We start from the raw sequence: 26,758 nt of genomic DNA on the forward strand, positions 1-26,758 counted from the left end.
GCGGCATGATGTAATTCAGGCAAACGCCTGAAGGCATCAGCCTTTCGATACGAAACAACGAAGGCGGGCAGCGATGCCCGCCTTTTGTTCTTTGCGCATGACGTCCGCTCCCAGCCTTAGGGCCGGTCCACGACTAAGCTCAGGAATGGGCAGCCTTGATGTCTACGCCTCTTTCCAAACGGCCATTTCAGTGCCGCCCGGCTCTTTGAACTGGAAGCGACGACCACCAGGAAAATCAAAAATCTCTTTGGTGATCTCAGCGCCTGCCGTGCGCACTTCTTCCAGCATCGCGTCCAAATCATCAGCTTTGAGAACAATAAGCGGCGCACGAAGATCGCCACGCTCGATACCCCCGCCTAGACCGGCACCCTGGATGTCTTTGTAATCAGGTCCATAGTCCACATACTCCCACCCGAAAGTCTGCGAGAAAAACGCCTGGCTCTTCTCCAGATTCGGTGAGGTGAACTCCACATAATCGATTGTCACGCGTTGTTTGGCTGTCATCGCAGATGTCCTTTCATGCTCCTTGGAAAAAGCAGCAACGGCGCACCTGAGTCCATCGAGCCAGCGCTTCTGCTGACACGTGACTGCCATTCAGTCGCTACCGCTTGGTGCTCTGCGACACGACCGCTAGACAACGGCTCATTGCTCTTGGCTCTGTTCCTTGCCCTTCCGAGTGACAGCCGCGCATCCCCTTGGCTCCGTTCCTCGCTGCGCTCCGAACGACCGCCAGGCAGCCGCCTATTGCTCTTGGCTCTGTCACTCGCAGGTGGCTCGTGACAACCGCCATTCCTGTTTGCTCTGTTCCTGCGCTTTCGCTTCGGAACAACCGCTTGTTAACCTTAACCGTTCACCATGATCGCCATTGTTTGCGTGTCAGGCGCCCTCGTCCGCGCCTGTCTTTCAGTGGAGTGCGAGCGCATGGTGCGTCGGTTTTTCTGGGGCTTGCTGGCCCTCACCGTTTTTTCTGGTTTTGGGGCAACGGCAGCGATTTCTGCCGATGACTTTTCGGATTTTCCAGACGCGCCTGTAATTGAGCGCTTTGACGATGCGTTCCGCGAAGCTGGATTTTACGCTGGTGGACGCGCTGGCGCTGTTTTGGCCGACGACACCCAGTTTACCATCACTGGTCCAAGCACGGTCGAAAACGAGTACGAAACAGGTCTTACAGGATCGCTATTCTTAGGCTTTGAACTGCCAGACCTCTATTTTGGTGCGGGCGCACGTGTGGAAGCCGAAGTTGGATACAGCCAGCTGGATGTTGATACGCACACCGTGGCCGGAACACACATCACGGCGGCCAATTCCTTTGGCTCAACGGATGCCTTTACGGCCATGGCCAATCTCTACATCGACTACAACCTTGGCGCCTTTCGACCGTTTATTGGCGGCGGTATCGGCGTTGCACGGGTTGGCATTGACAACCACGGCGTTACCGGCAGTCTCGGCGTCATGGATGATACCGAGAACGGCCTGGCTTGGCAGGTGATGGCGGGCGTTGGTTTTGATGTCACGAACGAACTGACCCTTGAAGCAATGGTGCGCTATCAAGAAGTTACAGACCTGGAATTGGTGTCTTCAACCGGTCCAGTTTCGACCCTTGATCTGGCTTCAACACAAATACTGTTGGGCGCGCGCTACAGCTTCTGATGCAGCCCAAGACATCACATAGGGTTACCAAAACCTTAAGCGATCTCCGCGCCTTAGTATAATAAAATCAATAGGTTGCGACCTGTTGAGCACCTTGCCTTTTTTCCGTCACTCTTTCGCCGCGCAAACACCACCAACCTGCCACGGAGCGCGCGAACATCGGGCGCAATTGAGCGTCATTTCCTCCCCAGCTCACGGCCCGGACGGGACCTGTGTGCCCCTTGAACACTTTGCGTGGGGAGAACCCTAGTATGACGTATCTTCAATCTTTCAATCAGAGCACCAGGCGCCCGGTAGCTCTGGCGCTGACCGTGACGGTTGGCGCGCTTGGCGGCCTGTTGGCTGGCCAAGCCCGCGCTGCAGACATTCCACAAACCTACACACCTGCCCCAGCTCCCTACGTGGAAGAGCGTGTGCAGACCAGCTTTTCGCGCTTCGGCCCCTATGTGGGTGTTCGCGGTGGTACGGCCTGGGTGGATGACACCAGCTTCAACTCAACAGCTCCTGGTGCTGGGATAATTACCAACACCTATGAAGACTGGAATCTGACCGGATCTGCTTTTGCTGGCTACGAGATGGAGTTTTTCCCAGGCTTTGGCGGTCGCATTGAAGCCGAGCTGGGCTACTCCAGTTTCGAGGTTGAAGGTCATTCTCAGCTCGGAGCCTCGCTGGCGTCGCCAACTGGTGACACTACCGCCTTCACGGGCATGGTGAACGCCTATGTTGACGCCAATCTAGGCGCTTTCCGGCCCTTCGCCGGCGTTGGCCTCGGCATGGCGCAGGTCAACTTTAATGACCATGGTGCTGGTGGCACAGTCGTAATGGATGATGACGACACCAAATTTGCCTGGCAGCTTGCCGGTGGTGTTGGGTATGACCTCACCAGCAATCTCACGCTTGAAGGCATGGTGCGCTATCAGAGCATCATGGATGTTGATTTGACGTCAACGGCCGCAGGCGGTTCGGTTACCAGTTCAACCGACCTCAACTCAACCCAGGGTCTGGTTGGTCTGCGCTATCGTTTCTGATCTGAGAAACCCAGACTGGATACAGAAAGGGCGGCCAGTGGCCGCCCTTTTTCGTTGGTTCGCCCCTTAGCTCTAAAAAGAGAGCTGCCCAAGGTTGATGAACTGTGTTTCGCCTGAGTGGTCATCGACACCATCATTGTCAGTGATGATGTAGGCTGTTCCGTCAGCGGCGATGGTGAAGCCTTCGACTTTATCAAGAATATAGCCGTTGGCGTTTTCCAAATCGGCCATCAGATCGCGCACCAGGACTTTCTCGACCAGTGGCGCATCTGCAGCGGTCATAGTCGGTTCAACGCCGTTCATATCGATGACGTACAGGCGTTTGACGGTGGCATTGGCACCAATCTGATTGTCACGTTCCACAATCAAAAAGCGACCATCCCCGACAGCTGTGATCTCCGACAAGCCAACCCAACCGCGCTCGGGATCATCCAGCTGATACGAAACAGCGGACCAGTCACCCGTCGCCGTGTTGTAGCCCATCAGCTTCACCTGACCGACATCGTCATCGCCCCAAGAGCGCTGTTGGGCCACCCAAACCATATCACCATCAACGGTGACACCTTCTAGGCCGAAACGCTCCCAGCCACCGATCAATGCCTCTGGCAGAGCGATCATCTCCTCAACGCTGCCAGTCGCATCGGTTTTGATGATCTGGTTCGGACGATCGCGATCTCGATGACCTTCAGACGCCAGCCAGAATCCGCCGTCGGCGGCCACCGCAACGCCCTCCAAGTCAAGGTTCTCAACGGGGGTGCCGTCCATCGAGACAACCAAGCGCTCGGTGATCGTGCCAGGCATCTCGGACGCATCGATCCGATAAATCGCTGCTTCTGTCAGGAAGGAGTCAGAGACGGCGAACAGGGTTGACGCATCACTAGGGTGAGCTGCCAAACCGGACAGCGCAGCAAACGGTATTGGCGCGCCCCTATCATCGGCAGACTGAATGGTCGGGTAGGCAGCATCGCCATCATCCAAACGGTAGATCATCACTGACGAGCGGGCACCATTATCTTCCACCAGATCAGCCTCATTGGCGACAACGAAAAGATCGCGGCTTGGAATAGCCAGCAAACCTTCCGGCCCAATGCCGGCCGGAATGGCTTGCTGATAGACTGGCGCTGCCGGATCAGTGGCATCGTAGACGGCTATAAGACCGGCACGCTCCATACCAACAAAGACCATCGGCGTGTCGCCAAAGGTTGCTACTTCGATACCCTCAGGTTCGGCTCCCTTGTTGCCTGAACGCTCTTCAGGATAGTGACCGAGACGCATGGCAAGGTGCTCAAGATCAGAGCCGCTGTCGTAAATGATGCTTCCGTCGACGTTGAAGATGGTGAAGCCTCGCGATCCGCCTTCATAGTCACCTTCATTGGCGGTGACGAAATGCGCATCGTCGAGCCACTTCACTGCGTCGGGTTCACGAACGAGACCTGCAACACTTTCAACAGGGCGGATGACACCCTCCTCTTCGGTGTCGATCATGGTTAGATCGACAGCACCGGCTGAGAAGCTCGCCGTTACCTCGCCTGTTGCCTGGTCGACCACCACCAGATGGTTGTTTTCTTGGATGGTGATAACCACTGAGGTGCCATTGATGGCGACAAACTCTGGCTCAGGGTCAGAGGGCGCAACATCGGCAAGCCCAGTGAGATCAACGGTTGAAAGGGTGTCACAGACCGGAACGCCTTCATCAAGATCAACCAGTGTCAAATTGCCAGCAGGAAGTTGTGGGATAACACCGTCATTGAGATCTTCATCACGCTCGTTCTCGATAGCGATGGCCACAAAACCCTCGCCCGTTGCGATGGAGTCAGGCTGGCCGCCCAAGGCGCATGTGGCGACGATCTCTTGCGTCGCGATATCGACAGCAATCAGGTCACCGGCAACATTCACATAGTCTTGGGATTCATTCACCGCGACCAACGCAATGTTCCCCGATACCGACACAGATGTCGGTTCGCCGGGCAGCACGACAAAACCGGCTGCGACGGGCGAGGCTGGCGAGGTGATATCAATGAAACCCAACGCTTCTTGTTCGCTGTCGGTGTAGATCAACGTCATGCCATCGTCAGAAGCGGCAATGATTTCGGCCACCGTTTCACCGTCTGCGTCGCGCTCAGCTGGAAGATTTTCAAGCACCGGGAAGGTTGCGATGCGGTTGAAGGCACTGTCAGCAGCAGCCGGGCCAGCCAGCATGGTTGTCGCGGCCAAAGCAGCGCCCAGCGCGGCGGCGCGCGAAAGCGGTAGGGTCATGGTCTATCTCCCAATATGAGTGGTGGGAGAAGGCGCTAACAAGCGCGCGCGACAAATTCATGACGTTGGGGAAGCCCACGAACAGTTCGAAGGCAACGAGCAAACCTCTCCTGCTCGCATGCAGATCTTCCCCTCTATACTTTTGATCTTTCTGTTAACCTTTGTTGCTAAGAGTTTTTGTGATTCGTTGTTGGGTGCTACCAATCCGCATCGATAGGGTTGGGCAAGGAAATTCATTGGTGGGGCAGAAGACCGTGCGCAGAACCGTTGGCACCGCGATCATGGCAGTGTGGCTCGCGTCACTATCGATGGTTTTAGCAACCGGCGGTCCGGTCATGGCGCAGACATCGCCGGAGGGGCTCGTCTGCACTGGCGCGCCTGATTTTCCTGATGACCAAGATCAGGAAAATGATGGAACCCCGGACAATTTTCAAGCGGCCATTGTTTTTCTCAATTTTGACGCCAACACCTGCGGAGGGGTTGAGGCCGGTACCGTTTATGATCTAACGGCCACTATCTCAACACCCAACGGAATCCTCTTGGTCAACAATTTGCTGACCAGTGGCGACGAAGGCTTCACCGCCGGGACCAGCTTTTCCCTTGGCGCGAATGTTCACGATGCCACGTTTAACGGCGCGCCTTATGTGTCTGGGACGCAGATACCTGCTGCCAACGCCAATGGTACGTTTGTCTTCAGCTTTGATGGGCTGCGCTATCAGTTCCGTATCGTGGTAAGCGGCAACACGATACGTGCCTTCATAGTAGAAATTGCCGCCGCCACTGAACAGCAAAGTTCACAACAAACCACCGGGGCCAATATCCTGTTTCAGCAGGCCGGCAACAACATTTCAACAGGCGTCGGCAATGCCATTGCTGAGCGTTTTTCAGGCGGTGACGGCACACAGGCGAGCTTTGCCAGCAACGGCTCGTCGCTTTCGGCCTATGTCAGCCTGCACGGCATTGGTCACGCGGCACGCGACAGGCGGGCCCAACGTCTGGCGATGTATGAAACCGACAGTGCCTTGGGTGCCATTGAGATGGTGTCTGCCAGCCCAGACCGTGCTGAGGAGGATGCTGCCCATGCGCTTGGTTTCATGTCCTCACCTCAACCTGCCACGGCGCAGGGTCTGAATGACGCGCCACGGTTTAACGTTTGGGCACGTGGCACCTTCACCCACTATGACGGCGATGCCTTTTCCGGCGACACCTGGAACGGCGTTGTCGGCTTCGATTATCTCCTAACTGATGATGTGCTGATTGGTTTGTTGGGTGGCTATGAGAATGGTGATTTCACCTTTCAGACCAATGATGGGGCCTTCGATGGTGCCGGCCTTTCACTGGGAGCGTATGTTGGTGTTCGGCTTGCTGAGAGCATTGTTCTGGACGGTTTCCTGACCCATGCCTGGCTTGATTATGACAATCGGTCTGGAACGGCCACTGGCTCGACCGATGCGACCCGAACCATGATATCGGTGAACGCCACTGGCCAGTATGAGATTGCCGACGGCTTTTTCTTTGAGCCGAATGCCAAGGTTTTTTATGCCCACGAACGACAGGACGCCTATGACCTGTCCGATGGCACCGGCGTGGCGGCGAATGTGGTGGATTCAGGCCGCCTCTCGATTGGGCCAAGACTGCGTTACGCGTTTTCTGACGATGCTACCGGCTCTTGGTCTTTCTATGCCTCCCTTCACGGTGAGTACGACCTTTCAACAGAGGTCCAGACCGATACAACCCTGCCAGATTTTGATGGCCTGTTGTCAGCTCGTGTCGCGCTTGGCGTCACCACCACGCTGCTCAATGGCTGGTCTGTCAGCTTTGATGGCGATGTTGGCGGTTTGGGTTCAGGTACCTTCACCAGCTATTCTGGCTCCGGCAAGATCCGCATCCCGTTCAACTGATTACGCTCAAGCGGGCTTTACATTGCCTTGAGGCGCTCAAGCTCACTGGGCTTTTCGATGCAGTAATAGCCTGAAATCCGCGAAATCAGCCCGTCACGCTTCCAGGTGTTGAGGATTCGGGACACATTCTCGCGCGCTGCACCGACCATACCTGCCAGATCGGCTTGGCTCACCTTGTAGTGGACCAGCAGCCGATCATCGGGCAGTTCTTTGCCGAAGGTTTCTCCCAACTGAAGCAGCGCGACCGCAACGCGGCCTGGCAAAGGCAAGAAAGAGCGTGCGGCCAGAACATCATTGGCTTGGCGTAGACGCTGCGAAACCAAAGAGAGCATGTGGCGATACACGGCGGGGTTGGCGTCGGAAAAACGATCGAAATCGGCTTTGTCTATCCTGGCTACCTTTGACTTCTTGATCGCCTGGACGGTGGCGGATCGCGCTTCTCCGTCCAACAAAGCCATTTCGCCCACCACGTGGCCAGGGCCCAAAATGGCCAGCAACTGCTCTGAACCTTCAGCGGAAATCACCGCCACCTTCAAGCTGCCTTCTAAGATGGCGTACATGGAGTCGCCGGGATCGCCGGCAACGAACAAAACTTCATTGGTTGAGAGCGTCATCTCGCGCGCAAGGTCGGACAACCCTGTGGCCAAGTCCGGGTCCAGCCCAGCCAGAGCCAAGCTCTCGGTGAAGATGTTCGCCCCATGCATTGTTGTTTGTCTCCTCAGATCACCTTCTTGCCGCTGAAGGTGCACAGCATGACCGCATCTGCGCCGCGTTCTGGACCGAACGGCCAGTTAGGAAGGCGACAAGAAAGCCTATTGCGGGGTTTTCGTCCAGTGTCTGGGGCGAAGATTGCCCATCGTCATTCCTGTGATGGTCAACACAGTGGCCAACGACAGCACGTACTACACCAGGATCACGTTAACCAATGAGCAACCATAAACCCTGGAGCGACCCGATGACCCGCATGTTCCTCACCACCGTCTTCAGCATGACTGTTCTGGCTGCTTTCGTTCTGGTCGCAACATTCGATCAGGGCGCGCAAGCAAGCACAAACAGTGTCGTCACTGGCGCAGATGTTCTTGCTGCGATGACCGCGCCAGCCACGAACTAAACCGACCGATCCAAACAAGGCCTCAGCTGATGTCCCGCCTCACACTCATTGCCCTTACTGGTGCCTTTGTCCTCTCTGGGCTGGTTGTAGCCTTGGTCGGTGGTGCAGAGGCCCGTGGGACGGAGATTGAGACGCAGGCCAGCGAGCGACCTGGTCTGGAGCGCAGTGTTGAACGTTGCTCGCTTCAGCCCCATCGGGTGACCCATCCCGATCATGATGCACGCATTCTGGTGCTGCGCCCAACTTGCTAAGCAGTTTTGACGCCCCACATTTGGGGTATGACCAAACAGACCTTGCCCGTTCAGGGAACCACAACACGTCACGCAATTGAGGATGTCGGCGACTATCCACGCCCACCTCTTCTAGAATCTGTCCCCTATCCCATTTTGATCACGCTGGGCGGCAAAGACATCGCATCAACTCGCAATGCGTATCGCGTGCTCGAAACCTTCCATCCACCGACCTACTACATTCCGCCGGAGGATGTTGCTGAGGATGTGCTCACGCCCAACTCCAGACGGTCGGTATGCGAATGGAAAGGCCCAGCGCGCTACTTTGATGTCACCGGCGGTGACAAGAAACTGGCCGCCAGTGCCTGGACCTACCCCACCCCTGTAGAGCGGTTTGCCGCGATCAAAGATCATTTGGCGTTTTACTGCCACCCGATGGACCGTTGTCTGGTGGATGGGATCAAGGCCACACCACAACCGGGCAACTTCTACGGTGGGTGGGTTACGCCATGGATCACCGGGCCCATCAAAGGCGCGCCCGGCTCCAATCATTGGTAAACGCAAAACGGCAAATGTTTTCCAGCTTTGGCTGATCCACTTTCAATCAACCTACGTACTTTTCCTTGAGAGTGTGGGTCACACGCGTTCCCCCGAGCTGGTGTCGGCACCCTAGCGCACTTTCTCCTCGCCAATGCGTTCCCCGATACGCTGGTTTGGCATTCGGCCGTCCTCTCCCCGGGGACGGCCATTTTTTTAGCTGATATCAAGCGCGTCGAAGACGGGTGAAAACGCTTCAGCAGACCCATCGAGCACGTAGGTCAACTCGCCGATGGTAATCGACGTTGCGCCGCGCGCGCGCAGCCAATCGGTCAATTCCCAAATACGGGCTTTCTCGACATGCAGCACCAGCGAGCCTTGACCGGCCACAGCGCCGAATGGGGCTGTACACCCGAAAAGATCAGACACTTCGCGGAACGTTTTGGTTTGCTCACCGATGGCTGTGCGCACCTCAAAAATGCTAGCGGCACGGTCCTGCGCTGCGATGCGTGAAAGCATGGCTTTCAGCGCGCCTGCAGCATTACCCGCCCACTCAGCCTGGCGTGAGGCAACAAGCGTCGCCTCGCTCTTCAAGATCACGCCGTCAGAGAGGATACGCAAATGGTTTGCACTGAGCGTTGAGCCGGTGGTGGTGATATCGACGATAAGATCAGCGGCTCCTGATGCAGGAGCGCCTTCGGTGGCGCCAAGGCTTTCTACGATCCGATAATCAGCCACGCCATGGGCGCGGAAGAAGTTGCGCGTCAGCCGCACATATTTGGTCGCCAGGCGCATGCGGCGACCGTGGCGGGCGCGGAAACCGGCGGCCACATCGTCCAGATCGTGCATTGTTTGCACATCAATCCAACTGTCGGGAACAGCCACCACAACATCGGCAAACCCGAAGTTGAGCGGTGCAACGGAAACGGTTGTCGCGTCGGGATCAGCGATTTTTTCGTGAACCAAATCCATCCCCGTGACACCGAGGTGCACGGTGCCAGCGGCCAGCTCTCCCGCGATCTCGGAGGCAGACAGGAACGCCACCTCAACGTCGTCCAAGCCTTTGATCACGCCGCGGTAGTCACGCGCGCCACCCTTCTTGGCGATTTTAAGTCCGGCCCGCTCGAAGTAGGTCATCGTGGCCTCTTGCAGGCGTCCTTTGGACGGTATCCCTAAGATCAACGTATCAACCACTACGCTTCACCTCCCTCGGGAAGTCGATCAAGCCAGAGCGCTGCGCCAACAGCGGGCACGGTTTTGGATGATCCCAAGCGTTCCATCAAACCATCAAAGCGCCCGCCGGAGACAGCGGGTGGCGTGGTGCGATCCTCTGACCCACGCATTTCGAATGTGAAGCCTGTGTAGTAGTCGAGGCGGCCACCAGACCAGCCACAGAACGTCATGCTGGAAACAGGCAAGCTCCGCTCTTCGAAGGCATCAAGGCGTGCAGTGAATTGATCGATGATCGGCTCGAGCTGCAGCGATGCGACACTTGCCAGCCGGGTGAGCAAGCTGGCTGCTTCGCGCGCAGGTACTTCCAAGTGGATCAACGCTTCCAGGCATGTCATCGCTGCTTCGCTGATAGGCGCGGCAGACTGGCGAGCTGCTTTTTCGATGAACCGTTCGGCGATTTCAGCGGATGTGCGCCCACCCACGGGTTGGATGCGTGCCAAGTTCATCAGCTCTTCGACCAGAGCACGTGTCTCACCGGGATCGCCGCTCGCCAAAGCTGCCATCATAGCCGGTTGGTCATCGTCAGCGGTGGCTGTGACATCAGCCAGCGCAGCTTCGACCCTAGTGCGAGAGCCAAGCGCACGACGCAAGCGACGGATCGCGCGCGGAGCGAAACCCAGCCCCTCAACAAAGGCCGTGAAAATGGCGGAGTCGCCCAGCGTGATGGATGGATCGGTGAGTCCACCGGCTGAGGCAAGTGAAGCCGATAGCGCCATCACTTCGGCGTCGGCGGCAAGCGTGTCGTCGCGCCCAATGCTTTCAATGCCTGCCTGACTGAACTCGCCACTTTCACCTGGCCGGAAGCGAAACGCCGGGCCAAGATAACCGTAGTTGGCTGGTCGCTCGGCTTCGCCGGTTTCCATGTGATGGCGGCAGATGGGGATGGTGAGTTCGGGCCGCAGGCAAAGCTCGGTACCCGCCTGATCTTCGGTGGTAAACAGGCGCGTGCGGATATCCTCACCCACCAGATCGAGAAAGATATCGGCGGGCTGGAGGATTGGCGTTTCCACCGGCATGTAGCCGGAGGTTTCCAAAAGTTCGATGATCTGACGGCGACTCATGACGCGTCTGCTTTTTGCTCAGCGAGGCGCTTTTTCACCTCGTCCACAAGGCTATCAGCAGGCACCTCATATTGGCCGGGACGGGCGGCTTTGTAGTCGGCGTTGGACTCAAACGCCGCCGCCTCGCGCTTGCCTTCGATCATGTCTTTGATCTGCACAATGCCCTGCTCGCGTTCGTTGGAGCCCTGAATAATGCAAAGCGGGCTGTTGCGCCTGTCAGCATATTGCAGCTGTTTGCCGAACTGTTTGGGATTGCCCTGAAACATCTCGGCACGAACCCCCGCCTGGCGCAGCTCTTGGACCATCTTCTGGTAGCCGGACAGGGCATCAATATCGCGGTCCATCACACAGACCACAACCGGGCCTTGGGGTGTCTCGGTGGAGATTTTGCCGAGGTTTTTCAGCGCCGCCATCAAGCGCGAGACGCCGATGGAAAAGCCTGTCGCCGGCACCGGCTCGCCGCGAAAGCGGGAAACCAGACCATCATAGCGCCCACCGCCACCCACAGAGCCGAAGACAACCTCTTCGCCCTTCTCATTGGTCACGGGGAAGAGCAGCTCGGCTTCGTAAACCATGCCGGTGTAGTACTCGAGGCCACGGACTGTTGATTCGGCAATCTGCACACGGTCTTCATAGCCGCAGGCACTCAGAATGGCGGCCAGTTGGCGCAACTCGTCCAAGCCTTCTTGACCAATCTTGGAGTCGCCGACCAACCCAATGAGCTTATCGACCCGCCCTTCGTTTGTTAGCTCAAGCTCGTCGGTTTCTCGGTTGTAGGTGAAAGGCTGTTGATCAGGGCCTTTCAAGCCAAGCGCCCGCAAGAGCTCGATCACCTGTTCGGGCGGCAAGGAAACTGACGCAGACAGACGCTTTACATCCGGATCATCGGCCTCAAGTTGCTTGTAGAGAACAACGGGCAGGTATTCCTTGAGCCCATCGATAATCTCTTCGGAGCGCTCACGGTTGATGCCGACACGGTCGATCAAGCTGTCGGCCAACTCAGCCAAACGGTATTCCTTGACCAAGCCCGTCAGCCGCTCACGCGCTTCGCTCACAAGACCAGCACCCGTGGTGAAGTCACCGCTGTCGTCTTTGCGGCCCTGACCCAAAAGCTGTTCCACGCCTTCGACGCCCACCCGATCCAGCTTATCGATGGCGCGTAGGACGGCAAGTCTTTGACCTTCTTCATTAACGCCGACCAACTCCATAACGCCATCGAGCACTTTGCGATTGTTGACCCGGATAACGTATTGGCTGCGAGGGATACCCAGAGCCTCCATCGTGTCAGCCATCATCATGCACATTTCAGCGTCCGCCTGGACGCCTGGCGCGCCGACACTATCGGCATCGAACTGCATGAACTGGCGGAAACGGCCCGGCCCTGGCTTCTCATTGCGGAACACATAGCCCGCCCGGTAGCTGCGATAGGGCTTGGGCAGAGCGTCATAGTTTTCGGCGACGTACCGGGCGAGCGGCGCGGTAAGATCGTAGCGCAGGCTCATCCATTGTTCGTCATCATCCTGCACCGAAAAGACGCCCTCATTGGGTCGGTCGGTATCCGGCAGAAACTTGCCAAGCGTGTCGGTGTACTCAAACAAAGGGGTTTCGACGGGGTCGAAACCGTAGCGCTTATACACCTCACGGATTCTGCCCATCATCTCATCAAGCGCGCGGATATCGCCAGCGTCGCGGTCGACGAAACCACGAGGCAAACGAGCTCTCACCTTTTGAGGTTTTTTCGGCTTCTTTTTCTTTTGGTTTTGAGGGTCAGACATTCTGCGGCTTGCCATGAAGGGGAACCCGCGTGGGATAGACGCGTGTGGTGTGCGATGCAAGCATTGGCCGTGTTTGCCATGCCCTCGCCCAGTGCGACGGTAACGGCCCTCACGATTTGCGTGGCAGACCCAGCCTTATCGGCCCCTTGGCACTTAACGGATCGACGGGCTTACCCTTTTGCGTGACGTCGATCAGACCGTCCGCTTGGAGGCGATGTGCCTCTGCCCGAACCTTTGGCATCAGCTCACGCCACGCTTCACCGCCGGACGAGGCAGCACGCGCCACTTCTGAGGGACAAATGGTTTTGTTTGCGCCAAGAGCCGCGACTGCCTGCAAAATCGCTTTGCGCAGACGACCGTTCACCTTGGTACAGTGAACGCCGCGCGCTCAGCTTCCTGCTCAGCATAGCGAAAGCAGTCTTCCTCATGGTCGTTCACCAGCCCCATAGCCTGCATGAAGGCATAGCAGGTGGTGGGACCGACAAAGCTCCAGCCGCGCTTTTTCAGGTCTTTGGAAAGCTGCGTGGATGTTGGCGTTTTGCCAAGGGTGCGCAGAGCTTCCGACGTGTTGCGTTTCGGCCGTTCATCAGATGGCGGGATGTAACGCCAGAAGAACGCGGCCAATGATCCGGCCTCCTCAACAAGTTCCAAGGCTCGCCCAGCATTGTTGATGGTGGAGCGAATTTTGCCTTGGTGGCGCACAATGCCAGCATCACCGAGAAGGCGTTCCACATCTGCCTCGCCGTAGGTAGCGATTTTGGCAAAGTCGAACCCATCAAAGGCGGCGCGAAAGTTCTCGCGCTTTTTCAGGATGGTCAGCCAGGACAAGCCGGACTGAAACCCTTCAAGGCAGATTTTCTCAAAAAGGCGATGATCATTGGTGACATGCTTGCCCCACTCCTCATCATGATAGGAGACGTAGAGCGGGTCATCGGAAACCCAGAAGCAGCGGTGGGGGACGTCAGTCTGATCGGTCATGGCTTGGTTGTCTCTCAGTTTTCATCGCCGCACCACCCGTTTGAGGACGCGCTCCTGACCTACTCCTGTCAGAGCACCTTATCTGTCAGGGTGCCTTCACCAGCTTGGCCACCAATCGCCGAGTAACAGGCGCCACCACCAAAACAGCGGGAAACGCGACAATCCATGCGTTGATCCAGGCTGCCATCCAAACGGCAACAAATTCTGGCGGTAAGCCGAGCGCGCGCCAGGTGGCAATGCCGGAAACCAGCAGCGACATGAGGCCGGAGAGAATGAAGCCGAACAGGATGGGAGCGAAGCGTTGAGGGATCATGGGGAGCCGTTCAGAAAAAGATGAAGCCCCGGCGCTGGTCCGGGGCTTCGATGATCACTGTCTGTTACGCTCGGGGTCAAGCCCGGAGCTGTCTGTTCTGTGTCGAAAGAACAGTCACCGCTAAGCCGCTGGTTGCTCTTTGATGAAGTTGCCCGTTTGCAAGTCCTGCACGGCCTGCATCAGCTCTTCGCGGGTGTTCATGACAATCGGGCCGTGCCACGCCACCGGTTCTTTGAGCGGTTGGCCGGACACCAGCAGGAAGCGCACGCCCTCAGGGCCCGACCGTGCAACGACCTCATTGCCTGAATCGAAATGCACCAGCGTGCGATCACCTGAAAGATCGCGGATGTTCAGCTCTTCGCCAGCAAATTCCTTTTCCACCTTCACACCCATGGGGTTGGAGGCATCACGAAACGTGCCCGACCCACCAAAGATGTAGGCGAAGGTGCGCGCATAGGTTTCCACCGGAAAGCTCTTCTTCGTGTTGGGCGGCATGGAGATGTCCAGGAACAGCGGATCGGCGGCGATGCCATCGACCGGGCCTTTCTTGCCCCAGAAATTGCCAATCACGATTTTGACGCGCGTACCATCATCATCGATGATCTCTTCAACATCCGAGCCAGCGATGTCTTGATAGCGCGGCGTGGTCATCTTCAAGCTGGAAGGCAAGTTGGCCCAAAGCTGAAACCCGTGCATCTGACCCTTGGCGTTACCGCGTGGCATCTCCTGATGCATGATCCCGGAGCCGGCCGTCATCCATTGTACCGAGCCTGCCCCCAGCGTGCCGCGATTGCCCAGACTGTCGCCATGTTCCACCTCGCCTTCGAGCACATAGGTGATGGTTTCGATGCCGCGATGCGGATGCCACGGAAAACCCTTGGCGTAGTGCTCCGGGATGTCGTTGCGGAAATCATCGAACAGCAGAAACGGGTCGGACAGCTCGGTGTCTCCAAAACCAAAGGCGCGGTGCAGATGCACGCCAGCGCCTTCCATGGTTGGAACGGCTTTGGATTCTTGCAGAACGGGGCGGAAGCTCATGGTTCAAACTCCTCAAAACAGTGCGCCGCAGATGAGGATCATCCGACGCGTTGAGAAGGAAGATAAGGCTTCATCACCCTTTGCAATAGAGCAACGGCAAAGGACGCATTGTTCGACTTTAATGAACACCTGAAACAATCACGTCATGGCCAGAACTTATCCGGCCATGACCATCAAAGATCAGTCGAACAGGGCGTCGATATCGTCTTGGCTGGCAACGTTGGTATCTTCTTCCATGGCTGGGCCATTGAGCAGAGCAGCATCGCCTTTTGGACCAACATCCAGCGTGGCAACTTCTTCGAAGCTTTCCATGCCACCCCAAATCTCCATCATGGAGTCGATGCGCTCTTCAATGAAACGCATGGTCCTGACAACCTTAGTAATGCGTTGACCGGTAATATCCTGGAAGTTGCAGGCCTCGAAGATTGTCATCACCGACTCAGCCGCATCATTGGCCATACCCTGGTCATCGCCCGACAGCTTGGCTGAGAGATTGCCAACGCGATCTTCGATCGTTTCAGCAGCGCCAAGGATTGCTTCGGTCGCCTGTTCCGTCCCCTGGACAACGGCATCCAGTTCATCGGTCACCTTGCCAAGTTCTTTGCCCTGGAAACCGGATTGGTGCAGCGTGGCAATCTCAGTTTTGGTCTGTTGGATCGCAGCTCTGATTGCAGACATTTCGGCCTCAAGGCGCTTCACCTCGGCCATTTCTTTATGAAAACTGTCGATCTTCGCCTGATCCAGCTCCTCGGATGGCTCGATCATCGACTTCAACTCTGCAATCGCATGCAGGATTGTCGCTGCATCCCCTCCGGCAAGGGACGGCGACGCGTCTTGGCCAGTCGAGAGGGCTTGTCCACCGGACGCTGTCCCGACGGTTTGCCCATTCATTGATGCTTCAATACGAAATGCTTTGCGCTGTGCTTGCGCCATGTACCCAACCCTTTACGCGGCCTCTCCGACACGCAACCTAGACGAGCGATCGTTAAAAAGAGGTTGGCGAAGATGCGGTGATACACTTAGGGGCAGCACGGAGACCAAGACCTCCGCCAAGGCTTGCCCAAAACGCGTGCACGCGCCATGAAAGGGTGTCGCAAACCAAACGCTCATCGCGCCTTATGCTGTTCCGTTCTTCCAATCAGCTGCTGTCAGTTCGGGCTGCTGCGTTCGCCATGCTGATGAGTGTGACGCTGCTGATGGGCACGCAAGCATCATTCGCACAAAGCCGCTTTTCTGACGCTGCACTGGCTGATGGTTTTTTTCGCACAGTGTTTGGTCTTGAATATGCAGCAAGCAGTCGTGGCGCGAGTGTTGTCAAAAAGTTTGTTGAGCCCGTTCGCCTCTATATCGATCATCGCGCACGCGCTGACAGACGACGTGATGTCGAGCGGTTTGTCAGCGCCGTGAACCAGGCCGTGCGCGGATTGGATCTGCAGGTTGTAAATGACCCGCGGCGAGCGAACTTCACTGTGTATGTGGTCGACCGAGCGCAGTATGCCGATGTCATCCGCAATGACATCTACAACTCGCCGCGCGCCCAAGTGCGCGGACGATGCATGGTGCGGGTGCTCACCGGCACCGGCGGTATCAGCCGCGCGCAGGCCGTGATTGTTTCAGACGAAGGCGATTTCCTGTTCAATCGTTGCCTAGTGGAAGAGGTACTGCAGGGTCTCGGCCCGCTGAATGATGATCCCACCCTCACTGCCAGCGTCTTCAACGATCAGTCTCGACACACACGCTTCATGCTCCATGATCGCTATGTGTTGAACATGCTTTATCACCCGCGCATTCAGCCCGGCATGAGCAGGGATGATGTGAACCAGGTGCTGCGCTCCGTACTGGCCGACGTGCACAGCTGGCTGCGTTAGGCAGGTCGGCCAACCTCGGTGAAACGCCCTTTCTGGCGTTTGCGCTACCGGTGCTCCATTGCACCCAATCCATCTAATGTTCGTGTGGTGGGCAACGGCTGATTAACCTTGCAGCCTAACGCACGGTTTACCACGCCCTTTTGCGCGCCGTTCACCATGAACAAAGCAATACCAGTTCTGTGGGCATCTGAAGGTGTTTTTCTCTTTTTGATTCACCATTCCCTCGGCGCTCTCTGGCCTTTTGGAAGAGAGTTTGCGGCGCAGTGCGCGGCAATCGTCTTCTTTGTCAGGTGTAAGGACGGTCTGCGATGGATTATGGGATTTGGACAAGCAAGGCTTTGCTCGGCCTGGGTGCCTTGACCATGTTGGTTGGGGTCACGATGAACGATGCTCACGCGCAATCGGTCAGCCATCATGGGGCATCGCCTTACGTGATGCTGCACGACGAACGCTCGTCACCTTGGCTGCTTCAGTTGCAACCCAACTACGCACGCCAGCAACATCATGCTCGCCAACAGCGCTATCAACGGTCCCTAAGCGGGCGCATCGTCACGCAGCCAACGCTTCAGACGCGCCCCGGCCAACGCCAGGCCATTCAGCAAGCCAGTGTCGAGCCCAGCCATCAGCTCAACCCGATCTTTCTGCCGCAGGTGGTGAGCTACGACACCCATCATCCGGTGGGCACAATTATCGTCGATCCGCATAACCGCTTTCTCTACCTGGTCGAAGACAATGGCCAAGCGCGGCGCTACGGCGTGGGTGTTGGTCGGGCCGGGTTTGGTTGGTCGGGTACAGCCACGGTTCAGCGACGCGCCGAGTGGCCACGCTGGACACCGCCTGCCTCAATGATTGAGCGCCAGCCTGAGCTTGAAGAATGGCGCCATGGCATGCCAGGTGGGATCGACAACCCGCTAGGTGCCCGTGCGCTCTATCTCTACGAAGGCGGGCGCGACACACTCTATCGCATCCACGGGACCAATCAGCCTTGGACCATTGGGCAGGCTATGTCGTCGGGTTGCATCCGCATGCGCAACGAGGATGTCACCGACCTTTACGAACGGGTTCGTATCGGTGCACGGGTTGTGGTCCTCTAGATCCGAGACATAGTTGCAATACGGATCGAAAAGGCGGCCTTCCGGCCGCCTTTTTTATGTCAGGTCAGACGCGCTGAGATTGTAGGCCTTGCTAAACCCGCCATTGAGAAAAGCACGTTCAGGCGTGATGCGCCAAAAGTGAAAATCACCAAAATCGACATAGAGCTTGGCTTTGGGATTGCGGGCCAAGTACGCCGTGCGCGCGGCATCGCGACCGGATTGGAGGACAAGAACTGCTGTCCCCACGAGCGTTAGGCGCGGATGGGTAAGTGGATCGCCACCCGGCTTGTTGATCTGGCCTGGCTCGCCAATCAATAGCGAGCACCGTCCATCAGCAGTAAGGGCCGCGAAGTGGGCTGACAGCTCCGACATCAACAGCAGCGGCACGCCATCACTGTCCAACCCAAAGCCTGTTCGCGTTGCCAGCGGATGGCCGGTCTCCGGTTCTATATGGGAAAGGGCAGCAAAAGGGGCGCGTTCCATGAGCGCTCGTGCCAAGGCGCGGGCTTCATCATCCACAGGGCGAAGGGGTGAGGTCTTTTCGGGTTCTGCCATGCTGGCGTTATGCAACAGCCTCTTGCCGCGATCCAGGGCTCGCCACCGATGACCAAGTGCTCAGCTTCACTTCGCTGCACCTGCCCGGTTCAAGGCGAACCAAAACATCGGGTTCTATGCAGTCCCAGCGCGCCACGTCACCATCCAGCGGTTCGGACGCGAGTGTCCATGCGCCGCCCTCGCCTGCCTGGAGATAAAGGGTTGGCTCGCGATCATCGCTGGCGTGCCGGAACGCATAGATCGCCTGCCCATCGCTGAAAACACAGGTCAACCGCACGGCATCCTTGCCTGCTCCGTAGCGGCTTTGATCGATAAGGATATCCAGAACCTTGTTGACCGCAGAGGCTGGGTCTTCAGAAAGGCCGGACGTTAGTAGCAACAAGAAGATCAGTTCTGAGTTTGTTGTCCCACGACGCAGCGCATAGAGGTCATCGGGCAGCATCGCTTCCAGACGACGGCGAATGCGTTGGATGTCAGGCACCTGGCCGTTGTGCATGAACGACCAACTCTGATGAGAAAACGGATGGCAGTTGACCCGTGATGTCTCGCCCGCGGTTGAGGCACGGACATGGGCAAGAAAAAGCCGAGAGCGGATCATCCTACAGAGGCTGGGAAGATTGCCATCTGACCAAGCCGGCAGAACGTCGCGATAAAGCCCTGGCTCCTGAGCCTGGTCATACCACGCAAAACCGAAACCATCACCGTTGACCGCCAGCTTGGCCTCGCTGGCATGCTGGCTTTGCTCCAGCAGCGAGTGCGTGGGCGCAACGACAATCTGCTCCAGCGCGATGGCTGGTCCAAGATAGGCGGCAAGACGGCACATAGATTTAGTGACGTGCTTCCATGCGTGCGTGCATTTTCTTGATGAGGCGGCTTGCGGTGGTCTCAAACAGCGGCGGGATAATCGCATGGATCAGCGCAGCCAGGCCGGCCCCAAAAAGGGTGAGCGCGAAAGTGGCCGCAAAACGCATGTGTTCAAAGTAGGTCTCGTTGACGCTGGCGGGATGGTCAACGAACCCGCGCCAGAAGCTTCTACGCGGCTGTGTATCGATATGATCCGTCATGATGAGCCTTCGCTAATGTGAAGCACCAAAGGTTACACAGGCACGCTGGGCAATCATCCCAATGATAATTGGATTTCTCGCAATTTTGGGATACCATCCCTTTTATGAGCTACCAGTTCGACGAAATGGATCGCCGTATCCTGCGATTGTTGCAACGTGATGCATCGATGAGCATGGATTCGCTGGCCGACGCGGTGCATCTGTCGCGCAATGCGTGCTGGCGGCGGATCAAGAACATGGAAGACGCAGGTGTGCTTACTGGGCGCGTTGCACTTGTTGATCCGCAAAGCGTTGGGCTGGATCTCATGACGTTTGTTTTGGTGCGCACCAACCGGCACGATGCAGACTGGCTCAAATCCTTCAACAAAGCCGTGCAGGAACTTCCAGAGATTGTCGGCGCACATCGCCTTTCCGGCGACTTGGATTACATTCTGCGCGTTCGGATCGCCAATGTGCGCGCCTATGATGCCTTCTATCAGCGGCTCATCGAGCGCGTTCCAATTTCCGATGTCTCGGCCAGTTTCGTGATGGAAGACATCAAAGACACGACCGAGTTACCGTTATAGTCTATCTCACGTGATCGGTCGGACCGTTCCTGAAACCCGAACGGAGCTGCCAGGTTCCTGAGAGAACTGTGCTTTGAGACGTGAACGCGAGCCCATATCTTCGCCCTGCACCACATCAACATCGCCAGCAGCTAGAAGGCCGTTGTCTCGCAGGTAACCGGCGAAGGCCGCGGCGGCGGCGCCTGTCGCAGGATCTTCCAAGACACCGCCTGACGCAAACGCGTTGCGGACGTGGAACAGGCGATCATCCTGCGCCCAGACCAGCATCACAGTGACAAACTGATGGGTGTTCATGAAAGTGCGGCCCGCGTCCAAATCATACGTCATCGCAGCAAGTGTCGCGCGATCCTTCAGCGGTAGAAGCAAATGATCGGCACCAGCGTGGATGCGCGCGACGGGGTAGCGCTCGTCCAAATCGTGGGCAGCAAAACCGAACAGAGCGAGCACTTCTGTCCGTACCGGTTTATCGACCGGCTTGTTCCATGTGGGTGGAGACTGAAGCGCAGCGCTCATCAGCCCATCGTCCCCCGAGCCTTCAACGGTGATCGAGGCCTCACTGAGATTGAGCGTGTGAGTGCCGGCACCGAAACGCTCGGCCAGTGCTGCACCCAAAGCGATGGTCGCATGGCCACAAAAGGGCACCTCAGATTCCGGCGAAAAATAACGAACTGTCCAAATGCGGTCAGCTTCGCGTGCGGCAAACACAGTTTCAGAGTAACCAACATCGGCTGCAATGCTCTGCATCTGCTGGCGGCTTGGTAGTTGGTCGGCGATCACAACGCCAGCTGGGTTGCCACCCAGGCTGCCATCGCTGAAGGCTGAAAGTCTCTGAAGTGTCATCGTCGCTGGCCTTGTTGGTCGAAGGAAAGCGTCACACTATCAAAACAATGCCCTTGTGAACCGCCACATACAAAGGCAAAGCTTGTCGATCTCCTGAACTTTGGTGGTCTATTTTGTGCTATGGCTAAAATATTAAAAGAGATCGACGAGACTGATCGCAAGATACTGGGCGAACTGGAACGGAATGGTCGGCTATCCATTTCCACCTTGGCGGCACGCGTTGGCATGTCTGGCCCAAGTGTTACAGACCGTATTCGGCGGATGGAAAACACTGGCATCATCCGCAACTTCACGGTCGATATCGACGTTGCAGAGCTGGGGTATGAACTGGCCGCCATTGTGCGCATCAAACCTCGGCCTGGCAGCCTTCACATCGTTGAGAAGATGATTTGTGATGAACCACGTTTCACATCCTGCGACGCGGTCACGGGCGATGATTGCTTCGTCTGCCGCCTGGCTTTTCGCGCGATGAAAGATCTTGATGGAATTCTGCAACCCTTTCATGATCGGGCCGAAACCAACACGGCGATTGTGAAGTCGTCTCCGGTTCGTAACCGTCTGCCCACCGAAAGAACGCTCTAGGTCATGCCTTCCAACAGCACCCTTATCGGCTGTTTTGTCCTCGTTGCCTTTGCGGCAATGGCAATGGTGCTGTGGGCCAGCCAAGGCGACGCCAGCGAAGACGGTCTGCTAATTGCTGTTTTCCCGCCTACGGCTTCTGAACGCACAATTATGGAAGCGGTGGTCGCCGCCGATGGCACGTTTGTGCGTTCCAGTTTACCGGAGACCATCATTGTGGCGCACAGCACACGGGATGGGTTTGCAGAACGCCTGAAAGGGCAAGGCGCTTGGCTGACCTATGCGCAAGCACCCTTCGGGCCTGAGTTAGGCGGATGTTTGGTGCTGGCCAGCGTGCCGTTTGAACCTGCCTCGGCCTTGCGCTGAAAATCTTGAGCTGAGTCTCCCACTCAGACATTGCACCATCATTTTTGTTCCCTTATTGTTCTCATTAACTCGTAGTCGGGTAGAGGGAAAAATTGCATGATCCAAGGAAGCTGTTGTTGCGGAGCCGTGAAGTTCGAGCTGCTATCTGAGCCATCCTTGATGGGCACGTGTCATTGTACCCGCTGCCGTAAAGTTGGTTCAAGCGCTATTGTTTTTGTGACGAAAGAAAGCTTGCGGTGGCTTGAAGGCAAGCAGCATGTGACACTTTACCAGCCAGGCCCTCCCTACAAATATGAGCGAAGCTTTTGCCGACTGTGCGGCACATCACTTGGCGAAATTCTCTCTGAAGAAGACAGTTTTCCAATCGCAGCGAACGCGTTGGACACGCCGATCGGCATCAAAAACAAATTTCACGAATTTGTTTCAGAGAAGCCTGATTGGTACGCAATCTGCGATGATGCTCCACAGTCGGATGGGCATCCATCCTCCTAAAAACTACTCTGCGGCTTGCATCCAGCTCGGCTCAGGCAAGTGATCACTCACCTCTCTGCCGCGCATCAGCTCGATCAGTTCGTCCGGCATTCGCCCGCCATAGGCCCAGTTGAGCAGTTGCACCGTGTGGATAATTGGAAGGTCTGTGCCCGTTCCAATCTGCGTCATGCAACCGATATTGCCGGTGGCAATTAACTCCGGGTTGGTGCTTTCAATGTTGGCGACCTTGTTGTCGCGCAACTGCCGGGCGATCTGCGGCTGCATGATATTGTAAACGCCCGCAGAGCCGCAGCAGAGATGACCCTGAGGGACGTCTTTGACGGTGAACCCCGCCGCCTTGAGCAGCGTCTTCGGTGTGGTCGTGATTTTCTGGCCGTGCTGCATGGAACAAGCCGAATGGTAGGCCAGCGTCAGACCGGATACTTGGGTTGGTGCACCAAGATCAATGCGCTCTAGATATTCGGTGATGTCACAAGCCAAGGCCGATATCTTTGCCGCTTTTTCAGCGTATGCATCATCCAGGCGCAGCATATGGCCATAGTCTTTGATCGTGGTGCCGCAGCCTGACGCCGTGATGATAATCGCATCCAGCCCCCGGTCTTCAACTTCGCGCATCCAGACATCGACATTGCGCCGAGCATCGGCCAGCGACTTTTCCTCCTTGCCCATGTGATGGACCAAGGCACCGCAGCAGCCCTCACCAGATGGCAAAACGACCTCGATGTTTTTGCGGGTTAGCAGATCAATGGTTGCCTGGTTGATCCCAGGATTCAGCACGGGTTGGGCGCAGCCCGACAAGATGGCCACACGCCCAGCGGGTGCAACCTCTGGGGCAAAACTTGTTCCGGGCTCAGGGCCGCGCGGCGGAACTTTGCCAGGCGCCAAAGAAAGCATTGCGCCAAGACGCGCAAACGGGCCGCCCATCTTGGTCATGATCGGCGCAAAGGGCTTGGCAAAAAGCGCGGCAAGCAAGGAAACGCGGAAGCGATTGGGGTGTGGCAGCACAAAGGCCAGTACGTGGCGGATCAAACGATCATGCCAGGGGCGTTTGTAGGTGTTTTCGATGTGCGCGCGGGCATGATCGACCAGATGCATATAGTGCACGCCAGAGGGGCACGTGGTCATGCAGGACAGGCAGGAGAGACAACGGTCGATATGTTTGACGGTTTTCTCGTCCGCCGGCTGGTCGTTCTCCAGCATGTTTTTCATCAGATAGATGCGACCGCGAGGGGAATCCAATTCATCGCCGAGAATTGAATAGGTCGGGCACGTGGCGGTGCAAAAGCCGCAATGCACGCAAGTGCGTAAAATCTTCTCAGAATGCGCGACGTGCGGATCGGCGAGCTGCTCAGCAGTGAAGTTGGTTTGCATCGTTTTCCCTAAACCCCCGCGTACATGGCGCCTGGGTTGAACAGGCCCTGCGGATCAAGGCTCGCCTTGATCGAACGGGTGAGCGCCATGTGCGCTGGCTCCAACGGGTTGAACACCGGAACGTTGGCCTTGATGGCGGGTGGCGCACGAAACAAGGTCGCGTGGGCGCCTGAATGCGGCTCGCAGGCCGTGCGGATGACATCGGCACCGGCGTCCTGGTCAATGCCAGTTTGCAGCCATACAAGCCCGCCAGACCAATCGTAGATCACATCAGCTGGACGATGAGCTGTGATGGCAGCAGCGATATCGGGACCAGACATTGCCGGGCAGGAAATGCGCCAGAGAGCGCTGTTACTGTTGGCTGGGAAAGCTGCGATATCGCGAACCGCTTTCCAGAGCGCTGCATGATCGTCGCCGGTCAGCGTCGACCCTGACACCCCAAGCGCCTTCATCAGCTCAGGGATGCGATAGTCGAGCTGATCAGGGAAGCCTTCCAGCCGCATCAGCGTACGGGCCGGTTTGCCATCCACGCCCGGCAGGTGCGCTGCGCCATTCACTTCAAACGGTGTGCCCATGGCACGACCCAGCAGATCAATGCCATCACGATTAGGCAGTCCTTCGACGACAAGTGTTCGGCCTTCAGGTGGACGGGGTGTAACCTTGAAGATCACTTCGGTCAGCACGCCGAGTGTGCCCCAAGCACCAGCTTGCAACTTTACCAAATCGAGGCCCGTAACGTTCTTCATTACCCGGCCACCGTTCTTGATGATCTCGCCACGGCCATTGACGAAGCGCACGCCAATCAGATTGTCGCGCGCCGCCCCGGCCAAGATGCGGCGGGGGCCGGAAATGTTGCCTGCGACTACGCCGCCGATGGTCGGCTCGCCCGTTGTGCCAAGCGCGGTGCGATAGTCCGCTGGCTCAAAGGACAAGATCTGGTTTTTCTCGGCCAGTGCCGCTTCGATCTCAGCCAAAGGCGTGCCTGCCCATGCACCAATTACCATTTCTGCCGGTTCGTAGAGCGTGATGCCCGTAAGGCCGGACAGGTTGACAGTGTCTTCGCTCTGCACCGGACGGGTCACCGGGCTGCGCGTTCCGCCACCTTCAATGGTCAGCGGTCGGCCCGCCTTGACGGCATCGGCAACGAAGTCAACGACGGCCTGTTCGGTTGCAAGTGACATCAGGCAGCCTCACTCGATTCCAAACGGCCTTCCAGCGGGAAAACCTTGGCGGGGTTCATCAGCCAGTCACGATCAAACACCGCGCGCACGCGCATCTGCTGATGTAGGTCAGCTTCATTGAATTGGTCGGTCATGAGGTCGCGTTTCTCGATACCAACGCCGTGCTCGCCGGTCAGGCAGCCGCCAACTTCTACGCACAAGCGCAGCACATCATTGCCGGCAAGCTCAGCTTTGTCGCGCTCTTCGGGATCGTTGACATTGTAGAGAATGAGCGGGTGCAAATTGCCGTCGCCAGCATGAAAAACATTGGCGACGCGAAGGCCGTAGCTTTTGACGATCTTATCGATACCTTCGAGCACACGCGGCAATTGCCCTGTTGGGATGGTGCCATCCATGCAGATATAGTCGGCGATACGACCTGTTGCGCCAAAGGCTGACTTGCGACCCTTCCAAATGGCAGCCGCTTCCATGGCAGACTCGCTCTCTTTGATGCGCTTGACTTTGTGCTCGCGGGCGATCTTGACGATACGCGCCAGCATCGCATCCATCTCGGCTTCAGAACCCTCGACCTCGATGATGAGCAACGCATCGACATCCATCGGGTACCCAGCCTTGGCAAAGCCTTCGCAGATGTCGATGGCAGGTTTGTCCATGAACTCCATCGCCACAGGCACAATGCCCTGCGCAATGATGTCCGCTACGCAGGCACCCGCTTCAAGCGCGGTTTCAAAGCCGAAGAGAACGGGACGGGCACCCTCGGCTTTGGGCAGCAAACGCACTGTTGCTTCGGTGATGATGCCAAGCTGGCCCTCAGAGCCGCAAAGCAGGCCAACCAGATCGTATCCCGGGCCATCGAAGCTCTCGCCGCCCAGTTCGACAACAGTACCGTCCATAAGGACCAGTTTCAGGCCGAGCAAATTGTTGGTCGTCACACCATATTTTAGGCAGTGGGCGCCGCCAGAGTTCATCGCAATGTTGCCGCCAATCGTGCAGGCGAGCTGAGAGGATGGATCTGGCGCGTAGAAGAAGCCATCCTTGGTGACCGCGTCAGACACGGCAAGATTGGTGATGCCCACCTGCACAACGGCTGTGCGATTGGCGTAGTTGATCGAAACAACGGACCGCATCTTGGACAGACCGATCACCACAGCATCTTCCTGAGGGATCGCGCCGCCGGCCAGCGATGTCCCAGCACCGCGGGGAATGACCGGCACGCCATGAGCACCGCAAAAGCGCATAAGTGCAGAAACTTGTTCAGTCGTCTCAGGCAGAACGACAGCCAGCGGCACGCGACGGTAAGCGGTGAAAGCGTCGGTTTCGTAAGGCACCAGTTGCTTGGGATCGGTGATCACACCTTCGCCCGGCACAATAGAGCGCAGCCCAGCAACAATTTGCTCTCGCTTGTCGACGATAGCCGCATCTGGTTGCGGCATTTCGATGAACCCCATGGCCCCCTCCTCATCGCGGCTTTGTTTGTCCGAACACCGCTTGGCCACGTTTCCTGGCCAGATTTTTTGAGAACCTTAGCATCCGAAAGGGTTCTCAACACGTAATGGTATGGATTGAGTGTTTTTTTGTTTTGCCAGGCTTCATGCCTCAAGTGAGGCCGAGTGGTCAAGTTTTTTTACCTCTCGACGATGTTTGCAAAATATTGTAGAAACTACTTATATA

At 57.0% G+C, this 26,758-nt stretch carries 30 protein-coding genes; 12 read left to right on the forward strand and 18 right to left on the reverse strand.

The window, feature by feature from the left end:
* Nucleotides 1-162 precede the first annotated feature (162 nt).
* Nucleotides 163-504, reverse strand: coding sequence for a VOC family protein (locus tag ABWH92_RS00680; RefSeq protein WP_375571205.1), 342 nt, complete (start codon nucleotides 502-504; stop codon nucleotides 163-165).
* 351 nt (nucleotides 505-855) lie between these two features.
* Here ABWH92_RS00680 and ABWH92_RS00685 point away from each other — a divergent pair, with 351 nt between their 5' ends.
* Nucleotides 856-1,650, forward strand: coding sequence for an outer membrane protein (locus tag ABWH92_RS00685; protein ID WP_375571207.1), 795 nt, complete (start codon nucleotides 856-858; stop codon nucleotides 1,648-1,650).
* 251 nt (nucleotides 1,651-1,901) lie between these two features.
* Complete coding sequence (locus ABWH92_RS00690) at nucleotides 1,902-2,678, forward strand: outer membrane protein (protein ID WP_375571209.1); 777 nt, start codon at nucleotides 1,902-1,904, stop codon at nucleotides 2,676-2,678.
* 72 nt (nucleotides 2,679-2,750) lie between these two features.
* Here the strand turns inward: ABWH92_RS00690 and ABWH92_RS00695 are convergent, their stop codons facing one another.
* Nucleotides 2,751-4,934 carry an esterase-like activity of phytase family protein gene (locus ABWH92_RS00695; RefSeq protein WP_375571211.1) on the reverse strand — a complete coding sequence of 728 codons (2,184 nt, stop codon included), beginning with the start codon at nucleotides 4,932-4,934 and terminating at the stop codon, nucleotides 2,751-2,753.
* Nucleotides 4,935-5,173: 239 nt separating this feature from the next.
* Here ABWH92_RS00695 and ABWH92_RS00700 point away from each other — a divergent pair, with 239 nt between their 5' ends.
* Nucleotides 5,174-6,835 (forward strand): autotransporter outer membrane beta-barrel domain-containing protein, encoded by a 1,662-nt coding sequence (locus ABWH92_RS00700; protein ID WP_375571213.1) that lies wholly within the window; start codon nucleotides 5,174-5,176, stop codon nucleotides 6,833-6,835.
* A 17-nt stretch (nucleotides 6,836-6,852) separates the two neighbouring features.
* On the opposite strand, the gene ABWH92_RS00705 is transcribed toward ABWH92_RS00700, so the two are convergent.
* Nucleotides 6,853-7,539: a Crp/Fnr family transcriptional regulator gene (locus ABWH92_RS00705; protein WP_375571215.1), complete on the reverse strand. Its 687-nt coding sequence runs from the start codon at nucleotides 7,537-7,539 to the stop codon at nucleotides 6,853-6,855.
* Between the two features lie 221 nt (nucleotides 7,540-7,760).
* Here ABWH92_RS00705 and ABWH92_RS00710 point away from each other — a divergent pair, with 221 nt between their 5' ends.
* From ABWH92_RS00710 to ABWH92_RS00720, 3 genes are read left to right on the forward strand one after another with little or no spacing between them, the layout of a single operon-like run.
* Complete coding sequence (locus tag ABWH92_RS00710; RefSeq protein WP_375571217.1) at nucleotides 7,761-7,946, forward strand: hypothetical protein; 186 nt, start codon at nucleotides 7,761-7,763, stop codon at nucleotides 7,944-7,946.
* A 29-nt stretch (nucleotides 7,947-7,975) separates the two neighbouring features.
* A complete protein-coding gene (locus ABWH92_RS00715; RefSeq protein WP_375571219.1) occupies nucleotides 7,976-8,197 on the forward strand; it encodes a hypothetical protein in 222 nt (73 codons plus the stop codon).
* 27 nt (nucleotides 8,198-8,224) lie between these two features.
* Nucleotides 8,225-8,734 carry a DUF427 domain-containing protein gene (locus ABWH92_RS00720; protein WP_375571221.1) on the forward strand — a complete coding sequence of 170 codons (510 nt, stop codon included), beginning with the start codon at nucleotides 8,225-8,227 and terminating at the stop codon, nucleotides 8,732-8,734.
* A gap of 195 nt (nucleotides 8,735-8,929) precedes the next feature.
* Here the strand turns inward: ABWH92_RS00720 and hisG are convergent, their stop codons facing one another.
* From hisG to ABWH92_RS00760, 8 genes are all read right to left on the reverse strand, one after another.
* On the reverse strand, nucleotides 8,930-9,907 hold the full coding sequence (hisG, locus tag ABWH92_RS00725) for an ATP phosphoribosyltransferase (RefSeq protein WP_375571223.1): 978 nt from the start codon (nucleotides 9,905-9,907) through the stop codon (nucleotides 8,930-8,932).
* On the reverse strand, nucleotides 9,907-11,007 hold the full coding sequence (locus tag ABWH92_RS00730) for an ATP phosphoribosyltransferase regulatory subunit (protein ID WP_375571225.1): 1,101 nt from the start codon (nucleotides 11,005-11,007) through the stop codon (nucleotides 9,907-9,909). Before ABWH92_RS00730 ends, hisG begins: the two co-directional genes overlap by 1 nt.
* Nucleotides 11,004-12,782, reverse strand: coding sequence for a histidine--tRNA ligase (locus ABWH92_RS00735; RefSeq protein ID WP_375571227.1), 1,779 nt, complete (start codon nucleotides 12,780-12,782; stop codon nucleotides 11,004-11,006). Before ABWH92_RS00735 ends, ABWH92_RS00730 begins: the two co-directional genes overlap by 4 nt.
* A 109-nt stretch (nucleotides 12,783-12,891) precedes the next feature.
* Nucleotides 12,892-13,146 (reverse strand): DUF3253 domain-containing protein, encoded by a 255-nt coding sequence (locus ABWH92_RS00740; RefSeq protein WP_375571229.1) that lies wholly within the window; start codon nucleotides 13,144-13,146, stop codon nucleotides 12,892-12,894.
* Nucleotides 13,143-13,760, reverse strand: coding sequence for a DNA-3-methyladenine glycosylase I (locus ABWH92_RS00745; protein ID WP_375571231.1), 618 nt, complete (start codon nucleotides 13,758-13,760; stop codon nucleotides 13,143-13,145). The genes ABWH92_RS00740 and ABWH92_RS00745 overlap by 4 nt, the downstream gene beginning before the upstream one ends.
* Nucleotides 13,761-13,845: 85 nt before the next feature.
* Nucleotides 13,846-14,073: a DUF2798 domain-containing protein gene (locus ABWH92_RS00750; protein ID WP_375571233.1), complete on the reverse strand. Its 228-nt coding sequence runs from the start codon at nucleotides 14,071-14,073 to the stop codon at nucleotides 13,846-13,848.
* Nucleotides 14,074-14,193: 120 nt separating this feature from the next.
* Entirely contained in the window at nucleotides 14,194-15,111 is a 918-nt protein-coding gene (locus tag ABWH92_RS00755; protein ID WP_375571235.1) for a pirin family protein, read from the reverse strand.
* Nucleotides 15,112-15,291: 180 nt separating this feature from the next.
* Entirely contained in the window at nucleotides 15,292-16,044 is a 753-nt protein-coding gene (locus tag ABWH92_RS00760; protein ID WP_375571237.1) for a protein phosphatase CheZ, read from the reverse strand.
* Nucleotides 16,045-16,229: 185 nt separating this feature from the next.
* On the opposite strand from ABWH92_RS00760, the gene ABWH92_RS00765 reads away from it, so the two are divergent.
* Complete coding sequence (locus ABWH92_RS00765) at nucleotides 16,230-16,979, forward strand: DUF2927 domain-containing protein (RefSeq protein ID WP_375571239.1); 750 nt, start codon at nucleotides 16,230-16,232, stop codon at nucleotides 16,977-16,979.
* Between the two features lie 308 nt (nucleotides 16,980-17,287).
* On the forward strand, nucleotides 17,288-18,073 hold the full coding sequence (locus ABWH92_RS00770) for a L,D-transpeptidase (protein WP_375571241.1): 786 nt from the start codon (nucleotides 17,288-17,290) through the stop codon (nucleotides 18,071-18,073).
* A 54-nt stretch (nucleotides 18,074-18,127) separates the two neighbouring features.
* Here ABWH92_RS00770 and ABWH92_RS00775 read toward each other — a convergent pair whose 3' ends face one another.
* Genes ABWH92_RS00775 through ABWH92_RS00785 form a run of 3 tightly spaced genes read right to left on the reverse strand, consistent with a single transcriptional unit; the run spans nucleotide 18,128 to nucleotide 19,692 of the window.
* Complete coding sequence (locus tag ABWH92_RS00775; RefSeq protein ID WP_375571243.1) at nucleotides 18,128-18,628, reverse strand: HugZ family protein; 501 nt, start codon at nucleotides 18,626-18,628, stop codon at nucleotides 18,128-18,130.
* A 7-nt stretch (nucleotides 18,629-18,635) separates the two neighbouring features.
* Nucleotides 18,636-19,451 carry a class II glutamine amidotransferase gene (locus tag ABWH92_RS00780; RefSeq protein WP_375571245.1) on the reverse strand — a complete coding sequence of 272 codons (816 nt, stop codon included), beginning with the start codon at nucleotides 19,449-19,451 and terminating at the stop codon, nucleotides 18,636-18,638.
* A gap of 4 nt (nucleotides 19,452-19,455) precedes the next feature.
* The gene (locus ABWH92_RS00785) at nucleotides 19,456-19,692 is read right to left on the reverse strand and encodes a DUF6356 family protein (RefSeq protein ID WP_375571247.1); all 237 of its coding nucleotides are present in this window, start codon (nucleotides 19,690-19,692) and stop codon (nucleotides 19,456-19,458) included.
* Nucleotides 19,693-19,796: 104 nt separating this feature from the next.
* Here ABWH92_RS00785 and ABWH92_RS00790 point away from each other — a divergent pair, with 104 nt between their 5' ends.
* Nucleotides 19,797-20,258, forward strand: coding sequence for an Lrp/AsnC family transcriptional regulator (locus ABWH92_RS00790; protein WP_375571249.1), 462 nt, complete (start codon nucleotides 19,797-19,799; stop codon nucleotides 20,256-20,258).
* A gap of 6 nt (nucleotides 20,259-20,264) precedes the next feature.
* Here ABWH92_RS00790 and ABWH92_RS00795 read toward each other — a convergent pair whose 3' ends face one another.
* Nucleotides 20,265-21,098 carry a PhzF family phenazine biosynthesis protein gene (locus tag ABWH92_RS00795; RefSeq protein WP_375571251.1) on the reverse strand — a complete coding sequence of 278 codons (834 nt, stop codon included), beginning with the start codon at nucleotides 21,096-21,098 and terminating at the stop codon, nucleotides 20,265-20,267.
* A gap of 120 nt (nucleotides 21,099-21,218) precedes the next feature.
* Here ABWH92_RS00795 and ABWH92_RS00800 point away from each other — a divergent pair, with 120 nt between their 5' ends.
* From ABWH92_RS00800 to ABWH92_RS00810, 3 genes are all read left to right on the forward strand, one after another.
* The gene (locus tag ABWH92_RS00800; protein ID WP_375571253.1) at nucleotides 21,219-21,680 is read left to right on the forward strand and encodes an Lrp/AsnC family transcriptional regulator; all 462 of its coding nucleotides are present in this window, start codon (nucleotides 21,219-21,221) and stop codon (nucleotides 21,678-21,680) included.
* 3 nt (nucleotides 21,681-21,683) lie between these two features.
* A complete protein-coding gene (locus tag ABWH92_RS00805) occupies nucleotides 21,684-22,043 on the forward strand; it encodes a hypothetical protein (protein ID WP_375571255.1) in 360 nt (119 codons plus the stop codon).
* Between the two features lie 159 nt (nucleotides 22,044-22,202).
* A complete protein-coding gene (locus ABWH92_RS00810; protein WP_375574300.1) occupies nucleotides 22,203-22,535 on the forward strand; it encodes a GFA family protein in 333 nt (110 codons plus the stop codon).
* A 3-nt stretch (nucleotides 22,536-22,538) separates the two neighbouring features.
* Here ABWH92_RS00810 and glcF read toward each other — a convergent pair whose 3' ends face one another.
* From glcF to ABWH92_RS00825, 3 genes are read right to left on the reverse strand one after another with little or no spacing between them, the layout of a single operon-like run.
* The gene (gene glcF / locus ABWH92_RS00815; protein ID WP_375571257.1) at nucleotides 22,539-23,906 is read right to left on the reverse strand and encodes a glycolate oxidase subunit GlcF; all 1,368 of its coding nucleotides are present in this window, start codon (nucleotides 23,904-23,906) and stop codon (nucleotides 22,539-22,541) included.
* Nucleotides 23,907-23,914: 8 nt separating this feature from the next.
* Nucleotides 23,915-25,087: a glycolate oxidase subunit GlcE gene (gene glcE / locus ABWH92_RS00820; RefSeq protein WP_375571259.1), complete on the reverse strand. Its 1,173-nt coding sequence runs from the start codon at nucleotides 25,085-25,087 to the stop codon at nucleotides 23,915-23,917.
* Nucleotides 25,087-26,535 (reverse strand): FAD-binding oxidoreductase, encoded by a 1,449-nt coding sequence (locus ABWH92_RS00825; RefSeq protein WP_375571261.1) that lies wholly within the window; start codon nucleotides 26,533-26,535, stop codon nucleotides 25,087-25,089. The genes glcE and ABWH92_RS00825 overlap by 1 nt, the downstream gene beginning before the upstream one ends.
* Nucleotides 26,536-26,758: the final 223 nt, after the last annotated feature.

The organism is Ahrensia marina (assembly GCF_042140245.1).
In the GTDB taxonomy this organism is placed as follows: Bacteria; Pseudomonadota; Alphaproteobacteria; order Rhizobiales; family MH13; genus MH13.